12 protein-coding genes and 9 tRNA genes are annotated in these 15,698 nt (G+C 62.4%); 5 read left to right on the forward strand and 16 right to left on the reverse strand.

Annotated features, from left to right (window positions below; all coding sequences use genetic code 11):
• Positions 1 to 9: 9 nt before the first annotated feature.
• The 10 genes from CAG44_RS26505 to gltX form a co-directional block, all read right to left on the reverse strand.
• Entirely contained in the window at positions 10 to 549 is a 540-nt protein-coding gene (locus CAG44_RS26505) for a TetR/AcrR family transcriptional regulator (protein WP_013971594.1), read from the reverse strand.
• A gap of 173 nt (positions 550 to 722) precedes the next feature.
• A tRNA-Glu gene (locus CAG44_RS26510) sits at positions 723 to 798 on the reverse strand.
• Positions 799 to 840: 42 nt separating this feature from the next.
• Positions 841 to 916, reverse strand: a tRNA-Ala gene (locus tag CAG44_RS26515).
• Between the two features lie 60 nt (positions 917 to 976).
• Positions 977 to 1,052 (reverse strand) — tRNA-Glu (locus CAG44_RS26520).
• Positions 1,053 to 1,094: 42 nt separating this feature from the next.
• A tRNA-Ala gene (locus CAG44_RS26525) sits at positions 1,095 to 1,170 on the reverse strand.
• A 60-nt stretch (positions 1,171 to 1,230) separates the two neighbouring features.
• Positions 1,231 to 1,306 (reverse strand) — tRNA-Glu (locus tag CAG44_RS26530).
• A gap of 43 nt (positions 1,307 to 1,349) precedes the next feature.
• Positions 1,350 to 1,425 (reverse strand) — tRNA-Ala (locus tag CAG44_RS26535).
• 53 nt (positions 1,426 to 1,478) lie between these two features.
• Positions 1,479 to 1,554 (reverse strand) — tRNA-Glu (locus CAG44_RS26540).
• Between the two features lie 72 nt (positions 1,555 to 1,626).
• Positions 1,627 to 1,702 (reverse strand) — tRNA-Ala (locus CAG44_RS26545).
• Between the two features lie 348 nt (positions 1,703 to 2,050).
• Positions 2,051 to 3,532 carry a glutamate--tRNA ligase gene (gene gltX / locus CAG44_RS26555; protein ID WP_025338230.1) on the reverse strand — a complete coding sequence of 494 codons (1,482 nt, stop codon included), beginning with the start codon at positions 3,530 to 3,532 and terminating at the stop codon, positions 2,051 to 2,053.
• 143 nt (positions 3,533 to 3,675) lie between these two features.
• On the opposite strand from gltX, the gene CAG44_RS26560 reads away from it, so the two are divergent.
• Together CAG44_RS26560 and CAG44_RS26565 are read left to right on the forward strand one after the other, a co-directional pair.
• Complete coding sequence (locus CAG44_RS26560) at positions 3,676 to 4,731, forward strand: HlyD family secretion protein (protein WP_085593304.1); 1,056 nt, start codon at positions 3,676 to 3,678, stop codon at positions 4,729 to 4,731.
• Positions 4,721 to 6,271 (forward strand): MDR family MFS transporter, encoded by a 1,551-nt coding sequence (locus tag CAG44_RS26565; protein WP_085593306.1) that lies wholly within the window; start codon positions 4,721 to 4,723, stop codon positions 6,269 to 6,271. Before CAG44_RS26560 ends, CAG44_RS26565 begins: the two co-directional genes overlap by 11 nt.
• Positions 6,272 to 6,398: 127 nt before the next feature.
• Here the strand turns inward: CAG44_RS26565 and uvrB are convergent, their stop codons facing one another.
• Entirely contained in the window at positions 6,399 to 8,414 is a 2,016-nt protein-coding gene (uvrB, locus tag CAG44_RS26575; protein ID WP_075044143.1) for an excinuclease ABC subunit UvrB, read from the reverse strand.
• Positions 8,415 to 8,702: 288 nt separating this feature from the next.
• Here uvrB and CAG44_RS26580 point away from each other — a divergent pair, with 288 nt between their 5' ends.
• The 3 genes from CAG44_RS26580 to CAG44_RS26590 all read left to right on the forward strand — a co-directional run bounded on the left by CAG44_RS26580 (position 8,703) and on the right by CAG44_RS26590 (position 11,438).
• Positions 8,703 to 9,899, forward strand: a complete 1,197-nt coding sequence (locus CAG44_RS26580) for an amino acid aminotransferase (protein ID WP_085618187.1) — start codon at positions 8,703 to 8,705, stop codon at positions 9,897 to 9,899.
• 62 nt (positions 9,900 to 9,961) lie between these two features.
• A tRNA-Asn gene (locus tag CAG44_RS26585) sits at positions 9,962 to 10,037 on the forward strand.
• Positions 10,038 to 10,151: 114 nt separating this feature from the next.
• Positions 10,152 to 11,438, forward strand: coding sequence for a cytosine deaminase (locus CAG44_RS26590; protein ID WP_085693404.1), 1,287 nt, complete (start codon positions 10,152 to 10,154; stop codon positions 11,436 to 11,438).
• Here the strand turns inward: CAG44_RS26590 and CAG44_RS26595 are convergent.
• From CAG44_RS26595 to CAG44_RS26615, 5 genes are all read right to left on the reverse strand, one after another.
• Complete coding sequence (locus CAG44_RS26595) at positions 11,411 to 11,827, reverse strand: cupin domain-containing protein (protein WP_085693406.1); 417 nt, start codon at positions 11,825 to 11,827, stop codon at positions 11,411 to 11,413. The genes CAG44_RS26590 and CAG44_RS26595 overlap by 28 nt on opposite strands.
• Before the next feature lie 207 nt (positions 11,828 to 12,034).
• Positions 12,035 to 12,595, reverse strand: a complete 561-nt coding sequence (locus CAG44_RS26600; protein ID WP_023661447.1) for a DUF1285 domain-containing protein — start codon at positions 12,593 to 12,595, stop codon at positions 12,035 to 12,037.
• Between the two features lie 10 nt (positions 12,596 to 12,605).
• Positions 12,606 to 13,211: a DUF4823 domain-containing protein gene (locus CAG44_RS26605; RefSeq protein ID WP_013971585.1), complete on the reverse strand. Its 606-nt coding sequence runs from the start codon at positions 13,209 to 13,211 to the stop codon at positions 12,606 to 12,608.
• 66 nt (positions 13,212 to 13,277) lie between these two features.
• Positions 13,278 to 14,246, reverse strand: coding sequence for a GTP 3',8-cyclase MoaA (locus tag CAG44_RS26610; RefSeq protein WP_085693408.1), 969 nt, complete (start codon positions 14,244 to 14,246; stop codon positions 13,278 to 13,280).
• Between the two features lie 284 nt (positions 14,247 to 14,530).
• Positions 14,531 to 15,166, reverse strand: coding sequence for a TetR/AcrR family transcriptional regulator (locus tag CAG44_RS26615; RefSeq protein ID WP_003260720.1), 636 nt, complete (start codon positions 15,164 to 15,166; stop codon positions 14,531 to 14,533).
• Positions 15,167 to 15,698 lie beyond the last annotated feature (532 nt).

Below are 15,698 nucleotides of genomic sequence, written 5' to 3' on the forward strand. Positions count from 1 at the left end.
GCTCCAGGGTTAAAGCACCGCCGATTTGGCGGCGCGCAGAATACGATCAGACAGCTCGCTGGTACCCAGGGCACGGGCCAGCGCCAGGCCGCCAACCATCAGGGCAAGGTCAGCCAAGGCCTTGTCGGCATCCTCGGGGCGGTCGACCATGGCGGCTGCCATCAACTCGATGTGCTCTGCCAGCACCTCGCGGAAGGCCTCCGGCAGGCGCTGCATCTCGCCCAGCGAGTTGGGCAGCGGGCAGGCATGCACTTCGGCATCACGGTGCTTGCGCGACAGGTAGAAGGCACTGGCCAGCGCCCGCCGCCCGGCGCCATCCAGGCTGGGGTCGATCTGCGCGAGCAAGGCGCGGCGCTCGCCCAGCAACTGACGGAACGCTTCGAGCATCAACTCGTCCTTGCTGTCGAAATGGGCGTAGAAGCCACCGACGGTCAGGCCTGCCGCCCCCATGACCTGGCTGACGCTAGGCTCGGCCGGGCCATGCTGGATCAGCGCACTTCGCGCCGCCTCGAGGATGCGTTCGCGGGTTCTGCTCTTCTTGTCGCTCATCAGGCCACTCGCCGATCAAAATATGATGATCGAAATATTATTCGCATAATATTTTTTGGCAAGCAGAATCTGCAGCCGCCTGTCGGTCGCGAAATTTTGAGTAGGGAAGAAAAACAAAAGGCCCATTCAATAATCGAATGAGCCTTAAAAGTCCCGCAAAACGCGGGTAAACGTGGCGTCCCCTAGGGGACTCGAACCCCTGTTACCGCCGTGAAAGGGCGGTGTCCTAGGCCACTAGACGAAGGGGACGTAACCTTCGTGCCGATCCGCTTGCGCGAACCGCGGCAGAAATGGTGGAGCTAAGCGGGATCGAACCGCTGACCTCCTGCATGCCATGCAGGCGCTCTCCCAGCTGAGCTATAGCCCCGAAACAAAAGGCTCATCAGTAATCGACGAGCCTTTAAAGCCCTGCAAAACGCAGGAAAAGTGGCGTCCCCTAGGGGACTCGAACCCCTGTTACCGCCGTGAAAGGGCGGTGTCCTAGGCCACTAGACGAAGGGGACGTAACCTTCGTGCCGATCCGCTTGCGCGAACCGCGGCAGAAATGGTGGAGCTAAGCGGGATCGAACCGCTGACCTCCTGCATGCCATGCAGGCGCTCTCCCAGCTGAGCTATAGCCCCGAAACAAAAGGCTCATCAGTAATCGACGAGCCTTTAAAGCCCTGCAAAACGCAGGAAAAGTGGCGTCCCCTAGGGGACTCGAACCCCTGTTACCGCCGTGAAAGGGCGGTGTCCTAGGCCACTAGACGAAGGGGACGTAACCTTCGTGCCGATCCGCTAACGCGAATCGCGGCAAAAATTGGTGGAGCTAAGCGGGATCGAACCGCTGACCTCCTGCATGCCATGCAGGCGCTCTCCCAGCTGAGCTATAGCCCCGGATTTCTAGCCTCTCGGCCCAGCGACATCCTGAAACATCGCTTGTGCAAAACTGGCGTCCCCTAGGGGACTCGAACCCCTGTTACCGCCGTGAAAGGGCGGTGTCCTAGGCCACTAGACGAAGGGGACGAACCTTCTTACCTTCAAGACCCGATTGCTGGACCCGGTCTTGCCCGACAGCCTTGGCTGCCAGACGGAATTTGGTGGAGCTAAGCGGGATCGAACCGCTGACCTCCTGCATGCCATGCAGGCGCTCTCCCAGCTGAGCTATAGCCCCACAATGTCGCTCTGAACCGAAGCGCTGGCTGGGTGCCTGTCATTTCGTTTTCGTTCATCGCTGTGGACGGGGCGCATATTAAGATCGGATTGCAGGGCTGTCAAACGAATTTTTCAAAATATTCAAAAAATTTTTCACAGATAACAATCACTTACCGCCCTGCCCTGCTGAGTCAAGCCACTTGCCCTCAGTAAATGGTCTGGGGGAGCGGCCTGTGGGAGCGGGCGCGCCCGCGAAACAGGCGACGCGGTGGATGGCACCGGCTTTGCCGGTGTTCGCGGGCATGCCCGCTCCCACAAAGATTGCACAGACTTTTAGACAGTTGCGCCTAAAGCCTGGGGAACGCCGTCAGGCGATGGAGGCCAGCAGCTTTTCCCACTCTTTGTTTTCTTTCTTCGACACACCACCCAGAAGGTCCAGGGCCTGGCGCAGGCGGTAGCGGGTCAGGTCCGGGCCAAGGATTTCCATGGCGTCCAGTACCGAAACCGAGCTGGCCTGGCCGGTAATGGCGGCAAACATCAGCGGCATGGCGTCACGCAGCTTCAGCTCCAGCGCCTCGACCACCGCCTGGATGCAACCGGTGATGCGCTCCTTTTCCCACTGACGCAGGCTTTCGAGCTTCCACAGGATCAGCTGGATCACCTGGCGTACCTGGTCGGCCGACAGTTTCTTGCTTTCGAACAGCTTGGCGTCCAGCTTCAGCGCGCCTTCGAAGAAGAACCCGCCCAGCGGGGCAACCTGGCTGAAGGTTTCCACCCGGCCCTGCACGTGCGGGGCGATCTTCATCATGTAGTCGCTGTTGAACGCCCATTTCTGCAGGCGCGCGGCGAACTCCTCGACCGGCAGTTCGCGCAGCCACTGGCCGTTCAGCCAGGACAGCTTCTCGATGTCGAAGATCGGGCCGCCCAGCGAGATACGCGACAGGTCGAAGTGCTCGACCATCTCGGCCAGCGAGAACTTCTCGCGCTCGTCCGGCATCGACCAGCCCATGCGGCCCAGGTAGTTGAGCATCGCCTCGGGCATGAAGCCCATGCGCTCGTAGAAAGTCACCGAGGTCGGGTTCTTGCGCTTGGACAGCTTGGACTTGTCCGGGTTACGCAGCAGCGGCATGTAGCACAGCTTGGGCTGTTCCCAGCCGAAGTATTCGTACAGCTTGATCAGCTTGGGTGCCGATGGCAGCCACTCTTCGCCGCGCAGCACGTGGGTGATGCCCATCAGATGGTCGTCGACCACGTTGGCCAGGAAGTACGTCGGCAGGCCGTCGTTCTTCATCAGCACCTGCATGTCCATGCGGTCCCACGGGATCTCGACATCGCCACGCAGCATGTCCGGTACCACGCACACGCCTTCGCTCGGCACTTTCATGCGGATCACGTGCGGCTCGCCAGCGTCCAGGCGGCGCTGCACTTCCTCGGCGCTCAGCAGCAGCGCGCGGCCGTCGTAGCGCGGGGTTTCGCCACGGGCTTGCTGCTCGGCGCGCATCTGCTCCAGCTCTTCGGCGGTGCAGAAGCAGTAGAAGGCATGGCCGGCGTCAACCAGCTCCTTGGCGTACCTGGCGTAGATCTCGCCACGCTCGCTCTGCCGGTACGGGCCGTGCGGGCCGCCGACGTCCGGGCCTTCGTTCCATTCGATGCCGAGCCAGCGCAGGGCATCGAAGATCTGCTGTTCCGACTCGCGCGTGGAGCGCAGTTGGTCGGTGTCTTCGATGCGCAGGATGAACTCACCGCCGTGCTGCTTGGCAAAGCAGTAGTTGAACAGGGCGATGTAGGCGGTGCCGACATGGGGGTCGCCGGTAGGCGATGGCGCGATACGCGTGCGTACGGTGGTCATGGAGAGTCTCGAACGAAAGATGAAACAAAGGCGGGATGTTAGCAGGAGGCAGGCACCGGGCTCCAGCAATGGCGCGAACGTCACTTGTCGACCGGCCATGTGCCGCTGTTAAATTTATTTACATTTCTGGAACGATAGTCCTCATGCCTGCCCAACTCAAACGCCGCCTGCTGGTCTTCTTCACTTTGGTGGCCGTCATCGCCCTCGCCTTCCTGGGCCACTGGTACTTCAAGGGCCGCTTCTACGAAAGCACCGACAACGCCTACGTACAGGGCGAGATCACCCGCATTTCCAGCCAGTTGGGCGCACGCATCGACGAGGTGCGGGTCGAGGACAACCAGCACGTCAGGAAAGGCGACCTGCTGGTGCGCCTGGAGGCCGCCGACTTCGAACTGGCCGTGCAACGCGCCCGCGCCGCCCTGGCCACCCGCGAAGCCGAACAGGTGCAGGCGCAAAGCCGCCTGACCCAGCAAGCCAGCCTGATCGCCGCCGGCCAGGCCCAGGTGGCGGCCAACCAGGCCACCTTCGACCGCTCGCGCCTGGACCTGAGCCGCGCCGAGAAGTTGCGCAAGCCAGGTTTCGTATCGGAAGAGCGGGTCACCACACTGTCCGCGGACAGCCATGTCGCCGGCTCGCAGGTCGACAAGGCCCGTGCCGACCTGCAAAGCCAGCGCCAGCAGGTCAATGCGCTGACCGCCGAGCTCAAGCGCCTCGACGCGCAGATCGCCAACGCCCGCGCCGACCTGGCCCAGGCCGAACTGAACCTGACCCGCTGCGAAATCCGCGCACCGATCAGCGGCAGCATCGGCCAGCGCAACGCGCGCGATGGCCAGGTGGTACAGGCCGGTGCCTACCTGCTGTCGATCGTGCCGGACGAAGACATCTGGGTGCAGGCCAACTTCAAGGAAACCCAGATCGGCCGCATGCAGCCCGGCCAACGTGCCGAACTGCTGTTCGACAGCTACCCCGACACACCGATCGAAGGCCGGGTCGACAGCCTGTTCGCCGCCTCCGGCGCGCAGTTCAGCCTGCTGCCGCCCGACAACGCCACCGGCAACTTCACCAAGGTGGTGCAGCGCATCCCGGTCAAGCTGACCTTCCGCGCCGACAACCCACTGCACGGGCGCATCCGCCCTGGCATGTCGGTGACCGCCACCGTCGACCTGCGCAGCGAAGACGAAGGCCGCAATGGCCGGTGACCAGTTGCTCAGGCCCACCGCCGAGCCGACCCGGCGCGACTGGATCGCGGTAATGAGCGTGATGCTTGGCGCCTTCATGGCGGTGCTGGACATCCAGATCACCAACTCGTCGCTCAAGGACATCCAGGGCGCGCTGTCGGCGACGCTGGAGGAAGGCTCGTGGATTTCCACCTCTTACCTGGTCGCGGAGATCATCATGATCCCGCTCACCGCCTGGCTGGTGCAGCTGCTGTCGGCGCGGCGCCTGGCGGTGTGGGTATCCGGCGGTTTCCTGTTGTCGTCGCTGTTGTGCTCGATGGCCTGGAACCTCGAGAGCATGATCCTGTTCCGCGCCCTGCAGGGTTTTACCGGCGGTGCGCTGATCCCGCTGGCCTTCACCCTGACCCTGATCAAGCTGCCCGAACACCACCGCGCCAAGGGCATGGCCATGTTCGCCATGACCGCCACCTTCGCCCCCTCCATCGGCCCTACCCTGGGCGGCTGGCTGACCGAGAACTGGGGTTGGGAATACATTTTCTACATCAATATCCCGCCGGGCCTGGTGATGATCGCCGGCCTGCTGTACGGGCTGGAAAAGAAGGACGCGCACTGGGAACTGCTGAAAAGCACCGATTACGCCGGCATCGTCACCCTGGGCCTGGGGCTTGGCTGCCTGCAGGTGTTCCTGGAGGAAGGCCACCGCAAGGACTGGCTGGAGTCGCAGCTGATCGTCGGCCTGGGCAGCATCGCCCTGGTCAGCCTGATCACCTTCGTGATTCTGCAGTTTTCCAAGCCACACCCGCTGATCAACCTGCGCATCCTCGGCAACCGCAACTTTGGCCTGTCGAGCATCGCCAGCCTGGGCATGGGGGTGGGCTTGTACGGGTCGATCTACCTGCTGCCGCTGTACCTGGCTCAGGTGCAGGGCTACAACGCCTTGCAGATTGGCGAGGTGATCATGTGGATGGGTATCCCGCAGCTGTTCCTGATCCCGTTGGTGCCGCAACTGATGAAAGTGGTGTCGCCCAAGGTGTTGTGTGCCCTGGGGTTCTGCCTGTTCGGCGCCGCCAGTTTCGGCTCGGGGGTGCTCAACCCGGACTTTGCAGGGCCGCAGTTCAACCAGATCCAGATCATCCGTGCCATCGGCCAGCCAATGATCATGGTGACCATTTCGCTGATCGCCACGGCGTATATACAGCCGCAGGATGCGGGTTCGGCGTCGAGCCTGTTCAATATCCTGCGTAACCTGGGCGGTGCGATCGGCATTGCGCTGCTGGCCACGCTGCTGGATGCACGGACCAAGGTGTATTTCGATTACCTGAGGGAGGCGGTGGTGCCGAGCAACCCGCAGGTGGCGGAGCGGTTGGCGCAACTGGCGGAGCGGCTGGGCAATGACAATGCGGCGCTGGGCAAGTTGAGCGAGATCACTCACCAGCAGGCGTTGATCATGGCCTATAACGATGCGTTCCACTTTGTGGGGATCGGGTTGGCGGTGAGCATGGTGGCGGTGTTGTTGACCCGCAAGTTGCCGGAGGGGCTGAAGGCGGGAGAAGCACATTGAGGCTACTTCAGACAGTATGCGGTCCCTGTGGGAGCGGGCGCGCCCGCGAACACCGGCGCAGCCGGTGCCAGCCAACGCGTTGAATTCTTCGCGGGCACGCCCGCTCCCACAAGGCCCGCGCCAGGCTTCAGCTGGTAATCAACCGCTCGCGCAGTTGGGCAATCTCGTCGCGCAATTGCGCCGCGGCCTCGAACTCCAGGTCGCGGGCGAACTGCATCATCTTCTCTTCCAGCTGCTTGATGCGCTTGGTGATCTCGCCCGGCGTGCGCAGCTCGGCCTCGTAACGGGCGCTCTCCTCCGCTGCCTTGGCCATGCCCTTGCGCTTCTTGCTGCGCGCGCCGGGCACGGTGGCGCCTTCCATGATATCGGTGATGTCCTTGACCACACCTTTGGGCACGATGCCATTGGCCAGGTTGAATGCGATCTGCTTCTCGCGACGACGCTCGGTCTCGTCGATGGCGCGCTGCATGGAACCGGTGATGTTGTCGGCATACAGGATGGCCCGGCCATTGAGGTTACGCGCAGCACGGCCGATGGTCTGGATCAGTGAGCGCTCGGAGCGCAGGAAACCTTCCTTGTCGGCATCGAGGATCGCCACCAGCGACACCTCGGGCATGTCCAGGCCCTCACGCAGCAGGTTGATGCCCACCAGCACGTCGAAGGTACCCAGGCGCAGGTCGCGGATGATCTCCACCCGCTCGACGGTGTCGATGTCCGAGTGCAGGTAACGCACCCGCACGTCGTGGTCGGCCAGGTAGTCGGTGAGGTCTTCGGCCATGCGCTTGGTCAGCGTGGTGGCCAGCACCCGCTCGCCCTGTGCCACGCGCTTGCGGATTTCCGACAGCAGGTCATCCACCTGGGTAAGCGCCGGGCGTACTTCCACCTGTGGGTCGACCAGGCCGGTGGGGCGCACCACCTGCTCCACCACGCGCCCGGCGTGCTCGCCCTCGTAGGGGCCCGGGGTGGCCGACACGAAGATGGTCTGCGGGCTGACATCTTCCCACTCGTCAAAACGCATCGGCCGGTTGTCCAGCGCCGAAGGCAGGCGGAAGCCGTACTCGACCAGGGTTTCCTTGCGCGAGCGGTCGCCCTTGTACATGGCGCCGACCTGCGGAACGCTGACGTGGGATTCATCGATCACCAGCAGCGCATCGGGCGGCAGGTAGTCATACAGGGTGGGCGGCGGCGCCCCGGCCGGGCGCCCGGACAGGTAGCGCGAGTAGTTCTCGATGCCGTTGCAGTAGCCCAGCTCCAGGATCATCTCCAGATCGAAGCGGGTGCGTTGCTCCAGGCGCTGGGCCTCGACCAGCTTGTTGGCCTTCTGCAGGTACTCCAGGCGGTCCTTGAGCTCTTCCTTGATGCCTTCCACCGCCTCCAGCAGGGTTTCCCGCGGGGTGACGTAGTGGCTCTTGGGGTAGAAGGTGAAACGCGGCAGCTTGCGGAAGACCTCGCCAGTCAGCGGGTCGAAGGCGGCGATGTTCTCCACCTCGTCATCGAACAGTTCGATGCGGATGGCCTCGAGGTCCGATTCGGCCGGGAAGATGTCGATCACATCGCCGCGCACGCGGAAGGTGGCGCGGGCAAAGTCCATCTCGTTGCGGGTGTATTGCAGGTCGGCCAGGCGGCGCAGCAGCGCGCGCTGGTCGAGCTTGTCGCCGCGGTCCACGTGCAGGACCATTTTCAGGTAGGTCTCGGGGCTGCCCAGGCCGTAGATGCACGACACGGTGGTGACGATGATCGCGTCACGCCGCTCCAGCAGCGCCTTGGTCGCCGACAGGCGCATCTGCTCGATGTGGTCGTTGATCGAAGCGTCCTTCTCGATGAAGGTGTCGGACGACGGTACGTAGGCTTCAGGCTGGTAGTAGTCGTAGTAGGAAACGAAGTACTCCACCGCATTGTTGGGGAAAAACGCCTTGAATTCGCCATACAGCTGCGCGGCCAGGGTCTTGTTCGGCGCCAGCACCAGAGTCGGGCGCTGCACCTGCTGAATGACGTTGGCGATGCTGAAGGTCTTGCCCGAGCCGGTCACCCCGAGCAGCGTCTGGTGCGACAGCCCCGCCTCGATGCCTTCGACCATCTGGCGAATGGCCTCGGGCTGGTCGCCGGCCGGCTGGAAACGGGTGACGAGCTGGAACTCGGACATGACGGACCTCGCGGTGTTGCAGCAACTGTAAATTTAGCCAGTAGTCTATACCCAAATGCGCCCGCCGGGGGGCGCTTTCAAGGCACAGCTGTGAGCGCTTGTTACGGTGGACCCGGCAATTAGACCAATGGTCGAAAAATATTTGCGCAAATGACCGGAAAAGCGATGCCGGACTGTCGCGGTGACCGGTCGGTATCACTATACTGACTCCCCGTTTGTGCACCGCTTCAGTGCATTCGGGCTGGAGCGTGTACGTCCTATCACACTCCAATCAGAGCCAAGGTAACAATGAGCCTGTTTTCCGCTGTCGAGCTGGCACCCCGCGACCCTATTCTGGGCCTCAACGAAGCATTCAACGCCGACCCACGTACCGACAAGGTCAATCTGGGCGTGGGCGTGTACTGCAATGAGGAAGGCCGCATTCCGCTGCTGCGCGCCGTGATCGAAGCCGAGACCCAGCGTGCCGCCCAGCACGCCTCGCGCGGCTACCTGCCGATCGACGGCATCGCCACCTACGACCAGGCTGTACAAAAGCTGCTGTTCGGCGCCGAGTCGCCACTGCTGGCCGCCGGCCGCGTGGTTACCGTGCAGGCCGTTGGCGGTACCGGCGCGCTGAAGATTGGTGCCGACTTCCTCAAGCGTGTGTCGCCTGACGCCGTGGTTGCCATCAGCGACCCGAGCTGGGAAAACCACCGCGCGCTGTTCGAATCGGCCGGCTTCCCGGTGCAGAACTACCGCTACTACGACGCGCCGACCAACGACGTCAACCGCGCCGGCATGCTCGAAGACCTGAACAACCTGCCGTCCGGCTCGATCGTGGTGCTGCACGCCTGCTGCCACAACCCGACTGGCGTCGACCTGAGCCTGGACGACTGGAAAAACGTCCTGGAAGTGGTCAAGGCCAAGGGCCACGTGCCGTTCCTCGACATGGCCTACCAGGGCTTCGGTGACGGTATCGCCGAAGACGCCTTCGCCGTGCGCCTGTTCGCCGAGTCGGGCCTGGAGTTCTTCGTGTCCAGCTCGTTCTCCAAGTCGTTCTCGCTGTACGGCGAGCGCGTCGGTGCGCTGTCGATCGTCACCGCCTCCAAGGACGAGAGCACCCGCGTGCTGTCGCAGGTCAAGCGCGTGATCCGCACCACCTACTCCAACCCGCCGACCCACGGTGCAACCATCGTTGCCACCGTGCTGAACAGCGCCGAACTGCGCCAGATGTGGGAAACCGAGCTGGCCGAAATGCGCGAGCGCATCCACGGCATGCGCAAGCAGATGGTTTCGCTGCTGGCCGAATATGGCGCCAACCGCGACTTCAGCTTCGTTGGCCGCCAGGTTGGCATGTTCTCGTACTCGGGCCTGACCGTCGAACAGGTCGCCCGCCTGAAGAACGAGTTCGGCATCTATGCGCTGGACACCGGCCGCATCGCCGTGGCCGCGCTGAACCAGAGCAACATCCACGTGGTGACCAAAGCTATCGTGCAGGTGCTGTAACTCATTGTTTTGCCTAGGGGTGGCTTGACTTCCCCTAGGCAATCAGTAAGATACGCACAGATTCCGCGATAGCTCAGTCGGTAGAGCAAATGACTGTTAATCATTGGGTCCCTGGTTCGAGTCCAGGTCGCGGAGCCAAACATTGAAAACCTCCAGATGCGCAAGCACTGGAGGTTTTTTGTTGCACTTATCCCCTCATGCCAGCGCACGGCTGCTGTATCGTCCGAGATCCCTCGACGAGCACAGGCAAGCATGAAAGCCAACGATTTCACCCAGAACGCTCAGCAAGCGGTAGCAATCGCCGCCAACCAGGCCCTCCTGGCTAGCCGACAAGCAACGTTCGCCGTGGGTGGCTGCATCATAGAAAATGCCACTGGCAAGGTACTGGTCGCCCTGCACAACCGCGTGCTGGAGCCCTCTGCCAGCCAGGCGCAACCCGCATTCAGGCTTCACGACCCAACGGGGCATGGTGAGCGCCGGCTGGTCGACTGGTATTTCGACAACCAGCAGCGCCTTGCCCTACCCCCCGCGCATGAACTGACCGTCATCACCACGCTCGACCCCTGCGCCATGTGCGCAGGTGCCTTGCTGACTGCCGGCTTCAATGTTGCGGTAAGTGCGCTCGACACCTTTGCCGGCATCAATCATGACGGCCGCTTCGAATTCCCCGGCCTGCCGGCCGCACTTCGTCTGCGCGCGCAAGCCACGTGGGGCTACTATGCTGTCGGCAGCCCTTTTGATCGCGACTATGTCGGGCCGGCGCAAGGGCCGATCTACGCCGGCGAACGCATCGATGCCGCAACGATGTGCCTTACCCGTTCGTTGTTCGAAGCCAGCGTGAACCACGTGCACGACGAAAGCAGCAACGCCGGCCTGCCGCCCTCTGCCCTGAAAGACCCGATCGCCCTACCCAGCCGGAGCTTGGTACGCCAGGCCCTGGCGGGCTTGAGCCCATGGAGCCTGCGCATCAAAAGTGCAGACCCTCGCCTGCCCGGCATCGAACTGGCCGAGCCATTGGTCGACACAGCGCTCGCGGCAGATACGTGCAACGCCGTAGCCTTGCTGGACCCATTCGGCAATCTGCTGGCCTGCCTGGGCGGTGACGAAACGCGCTCCCCCATTCGCACTGCGTTCATGGAGACCACTCGCAGCTACGCCGCGTTACGCTGGAACCTGATGAACCATGACGACCCACAGGTCCGCGACGAAGCACACCAGCATCTCACCCACCCCCGTTACTGCACATTCGTCCTGCTCCGTTTTCCGGACCCGGCCGGCAGCGAGGCGGTCATGACCCTTGGCGCCTATGGCTCCACCCTGGAACGGTACACCGCGCCGTCCTTCCCCTCCAGCCTGCAATATGTGTTGCTGCCAACAGGCTGCACTGCCAAGGACGTTGCTCGACTGGCGCAAAATCTGCCGCCGTTCTACACCAGCAACGCACAGGTCGCGCCTTGCCAGGTACTGGACCCGAACCTGATGCAGGAAGTGACAACCCGGCTGCGGCAGGCTCAGCGCTCCGAGCCTGCTGCCGGATAGGGCAATGTGACCGCACTGCCTTCATCCACCAGGCTCCAGACCAGCAACTTGGCTGACTGCTTCTGACTGGCGTTGCGTGACACGCTGTGCACGGTACCCGGGGCTTCGTACCAGTATTCACCGGCCTTGTAGGTTTTCTCCGGCTCGTTATCGAGCTTCGATACCACTGCCCCTTCCAGCACGTAGGCCATCACTGCGCCCGGGTGCTGATGCGCGGGTGATGCCTGGCCGGGGGCGTAGCTGACGGTGAGCATCACAGCGCTCTTGCCGGGGGCGTTCGAGGGTTGTTGCTGCTGCAGGACCTTGACCTGGTCGGCAGCGTCGCCGTGCGCCCAGGCAGGGGTTTGAGCGGCGAGCAGGGCGAAAAGGATGATACTGAAGGGTTTCATGGGGGGCTTCTCCTGGATGGCAATTGCCTGCAGGTTAGGCCTGTGGGGCAGAGAGACAAATGACCAATTCGGGGAAAAACCAAGAGGCCGATTATTGCCTGTGCCGGCCTCTTCGCGGGCTTGCCCGCTCCCACACCCTTGAAGCCTGTAGAAAACCCTGTGGGAGCGGGCGAGCCCGCGAAAAGGCCGGTGCAGGCACCAGATATCTCAGCTGCTACGCCCGATCGGATAAAACTCACCGTGGCTCCAGACCCCAAGCCACTCTTCCCCGTCGATCTCACGCGGCACCGCCAGCTCCACCAACTGGTAGAACACATTGCGATGAATCAGCGCCTCGAGGTTGCTGCGCATCAGCACATACGGCGATGGCTCCTGCGTGACCGGGTCGATCACCACGCGCAGCGGGTTGGCCGGCCCGGCTTCGACCTGGTCCTCGACATTGCTGGTGAAGCGCAGCACCTGCTGCTCACCCTCACCTTCCACGTCCAGCGCCACGGCCACGAACGGCGCATCGTCGACGCGGATGCCCACCTTCTCTACCGGGGTAATCAGGAAGTAGTCATCGCCATCGCGGCGGATGATGGTGGAAAACAGCCGCACCATCGGCTTGCGACCGATCGGCGTACCCAGGTAGTACCAGGTGCCATCACGGGCGATGCGCATGTCGATGTCACCGCAGAAATCCGGGTTCCACAGATGCACCGGCGGCAGGCCCTTGGCCTTGGGAATCTGCGCCAGAAGATCATTGGCCTTGCCGGAATCGCTCATCACGCTTGCCTCATTCACTCACACCCAGAAGGCTACGAGCGTACTCGCGCATCGGCGCGCCAAGCAAATCCTCCGGGGTTTTATCGTGGAACGTCAACAAACCGCCACGGCTCTTGATACGCGCAGTGTCGATCAGGTAGCGGGTGCTGGTTTCGATGAGCATCATCTGCACCACGCCGGTGTCCCAGCCCAGGCGGTCGACCGCTTGTTCGTCATACCACTCGTCGCCATTGCCGATACGGTCGTCGGTCCGGGCGAAGCGGGTGTACAGCACGTAGTCGGCACCCACCGAACGCGCCTGGGCGATGGCCTCTTCCAGGCCCAGTGGCCCTTGGGCACGGCGTACCAGCGGGAAATACTCGACGAAGCTCTTGTAGGCCTGCTCGGCCACCGCGTTCTGCCGCGGCACCGGCCCCTTGCCCGGGGGCACGAACGCGCCCTGGCCGATGAAGATGAACGAATCGGGCTGCAGGCGGATCGACAGGGTGCGCCGGGTATCGCTATGGTCCAGCAGACCGGCATCGCTCATGTGGTAACGGACGCCCTCGCCCATATCGCTGACATTCATGCAACCGCCCAGCGCCATCAGCGCCAGCAGCAAAACCAGGCTACGCATCTTTCCTCCAGTGGCCGGCGACGAAAAACCGGCGAATAGCCGGCGGATGCAGCTTTTGCGCCAGCTTCAGCCACCGATCACCTTCATCACCATCACATCGCCGGAAAACGCCAGGTCCTGCTTGTCTGCCAGGGCCTTGACCAGCAAGCGCTGCAGGGCTGGCAGCGCCTGATGCCGCGGTTTTTCCAGCAGATCGCCGACGAAATGGCGATTGCCTGACGACAGGCAACCGTGCAGCCAGCCCGTGGAGGACAGGCGCAGCCGCGAACAGGTGCGGCAGAACGGTACGCTTTCGTTGGCGATCACGCCAAAGTGGCCCTTGCCGGGTACCTGATAACGCAAGGCGGTGGCATCCAGCGGCGCGTCGACCTGAACGTAGGCATGCTTGCCAGCGATCAGTGCGAGCAGTTGATCGAGGCCGACGAACTGCTGCAGGAAGGCGTTGTGGTCACGGGCCAGGTGGCCCATGCGCATGAGCTCGATGAAGCGCAGTTCGAAGCCGCGCTCAAGGCAGTAATCCAGCAGCGGCAGCACCTGATCGAGGTTGTGCCCGCGCATCGGCACCATGTTCACCTTGATCTGCATGCCCATGGCGCTGGCCTGCTGCATACCCGCCAGCACGCTGGCCAGGTCGCCGCCCCGGGCGATATGGCGGAAAGCATGTGGGTTGAGGGTGTCGAGGGAAACGTTCAATCGGCGGATACCTGCCGCCTGCAACTGGGGCAACTTGCGCGTCAGCAGCTGGCCATTGGTAGTCAGCGAGATATCGTCAAGGTCGAGCTTGGCCACGGCGGCCAGGAAGGCATCCAGCCGCGGACTGACCAATGGCTCACCACCGGTGATGCGCAAGCGTTCGATGCCGGCGGCTTCGATCAGGTAGGCCACACCACGGGCCAGGGCATCCGCCGGCAGTTCGTCCTGTGCTGCCACCAGGCGCTTGCCGTCTGGCACACAGTAGGTGCAGGCATAATTACAGGCAGCCGTCAGGCTGACGCGCAGGTTGCGAAAACGCCTGCCTTGACGATCGACGATCATGAATGACTCCGGCATGGATGATGGGGGCTGGCAAAACCTGACTCATAAATCAGGTTTTTGCAAGCCCTATCCTTTTTGCCGCTGTCGGTGTCGCCGTGCTGTTGTGGAAGCAGGCATGTCAGTCATGGGGCTGCTGCGCAGCCCATCGCAGGCAAGCCAGCTCCCACAGGATCGCGCAACACTTGAGATCTGCGCTGTAAATGTGGGAGCTGGCTTGCCTGCGATGGCCGCAAAGCGGCCCCAATAACGCTGACTGGCAGGCTTCAGGGAAAGCCTGCACTATCTCAGTTGGAAGGTTCCGGGTCGCGCTTGCGCTTGTTGCCCATGCGCACGCCAATGTCCATCAGGAACTGGAAGAAGCCTTCCTGGTCCTCCAGCACATTGCTCCAGAACGGCGAGTGGTACAGCGCCACGGCGCCGTGCACCAGCGCCCAGGCGGCGCAATAATGGAAATACGGCGGCACGTCTTCGAGCTTGCCTTCGCTGATACGGCCCTTGATCAGCTGGGTCAGGCGGTCGAAGTTGGAGGCACGGATGCTGTGCAACTGTTCGACCATTTCCGGTACCTGGTTGCCCTTGACCACCTTTTCTTCCAGGCGGTCGAACAGCCGGTAACGCTGCGGATCGCGCATGCGGAACTCGAAGTAGGCTCGCGACAGGGCTTCCTTGTCGCGATCGACGTCGGCCGAATGCAACAGCGCGTTCAGGTCGCGCTCGTAGTCGAGCATCAGGCGCAGGTAGATCTCCGCCTTGGACTTGAAGTGCTTGTAGATCGTGCCTTTGCCGATGCCCACGGCGTCAGCGATCATCTCGACGGTGACGCTGTCTTCACCCTGTTCGAGAAACAGTTTGAGCGCGGTGTCGAGGATTTCCTGTTCGCGACGGCGAAACTCACGGACCTTACGAGGTTCTTTCTGCATAGGAAGGACTGGATGACAATCGAAGCGGTTTATTATGCCTAACTTGCGGGAAATTGCACGGATCATCCAAGCATGTCTGTGTTTCATGATGCTTACGGCCATGCGCTGCGGGAGGAATGAAACGTTGGCGTATTCCAAATCTGTTTAAAAAACGATCAATATGCACTGGCACTGCGCCAAAGCTGACCAATACTTGAAGTGTTGGCGCGGCGCATCCCCCCCAAGTGGCGCGCCGATAAAGGTGCTCAGGGACCGCGTACCTTTGTTTTACTCCTAATGGTCTTAACCCGGATTCCCCCCCCAGAACCCGGGTTTTTTTTGCTTACGTGACGGGCCGCCCACTCGAGGCTCGTGCTGAGCTTTTGATCTTGCTCTGGCTTTTGATCTTGCTTTTGATCTTGATCTTCGCGACTTCAGGAGGCCGAACGCAGGTCTTGCGGAGGGAGGTGACGGGCATGGATGCCCGTCAAGCGCTGAGGCCCCATGGATGGGGCCTGCAGCGCGTACTCCCGGGAGCAAGACCGGCGCGAGG

Origin of the sequence: Pseudomonas sp. B13(2017), from assembly GCF_002113245.1 — a bacterium.
GTDB lineage: Bacteria > Pseudomonadota > Gammaproteobacteria > Pseudomonadales > Pseudomonadaceae > Aquipseudomonas > Aquipseudomonas putida_Z.

What these genes read in the sequence shown, in the direction of transcription:
- CAG44_RS26505 (WP_013971594.1), bottom strand. Translation starts at nt 549, where the DNA reads ATGAGCGACAAGAAGAGCAGAACCCGCGAACGCATCCTCGAGGCGGCG.
- gltX (WP_025338230.1), bottom strand. Translation starts at nt 3,532, where the DNA reads ATGACCACCGTACGCACGCGTATCGCGCCATCGCCTACCGGCGACCCC.
- CAG44_RS26560 (WP_085593304.1), top strand. Translation starts at nt 3,676, where the DNA reads ATGCCTGCCCAACTCAAACGCCGCCTGCTGGTCTTCTTCACTTTGGTG.
- CAG44_RS26565 (WP_085593306.1), top strand. Translation starts at nt 4,721, where the DNA reads ATGGCCGGTGACCAGTTGCTCAGGCCCACCGCCGAGCCGACCCGGCGC.
- uvrB (WP_075044143.1), bottom strand. Translation starts at nt 8,414, where the DNA reads ATGTCCGAGTTCCAGCTCGTCACCCGTTTCCAGCCGGCCGGCGACCAG.
- CAG44_RS26580 (WP_085618187.1), top strand. Translation starts at nt 8,703, where the DNA reads ATGAGCCTGTTTTCCGCTGTCGAGCTGGCACCCCGCGACCCTATTCTG.
- CAG44_RS26590 (WP_085693404.1), top strand. Translation starts at nt 10,152, where the DNA reads ATGAAAGCCAACGATTTCACCCAGAACGCTCAGCAAGCGGTAGCAATC.
- CAG44_RS26595 (WP_085693406.1), bottom strand. Translation starts at nt 11,827, where the DNA reads ATGAAACCCTTCAGTATCATCCTTTTCGCCCTGCTCGCCGCTCAAACC.
- CAG44_RS26600 (WP_023661447.1), bottom strand. Translation starts at nt 12,595, where the DNA reads ATGAGCGATTCCGGCAAGGCCAATGATCTTCTGGCGCAGATTCCCAAG.
- CAG44_RS26605 (WP_013971585.1), bottom strand. Translation starts at nt 13,211, where the DNA reads ATGCGTAGCCTGGTTTTGCTGCTGGCGCTGATGGCGCTGGGCGGTTGC.
- CAG44_RS26610 (WP_085693408.1), bottom strand. Translation starts at nt 14,246, where the DNA reads ATGATCGTCGATCGTCAAGGCAGGCGTTTTCGCAACCTGCGCGTCAGC.
- CAG44_RS26615 (WP_003260720.1), bottom strand. Translation starts at nt 15,166, where the DNA reads ATGCAGAAAGAACCTCGTAAGGTCCGTGAGTTTCGCCGTCGCGAACAG.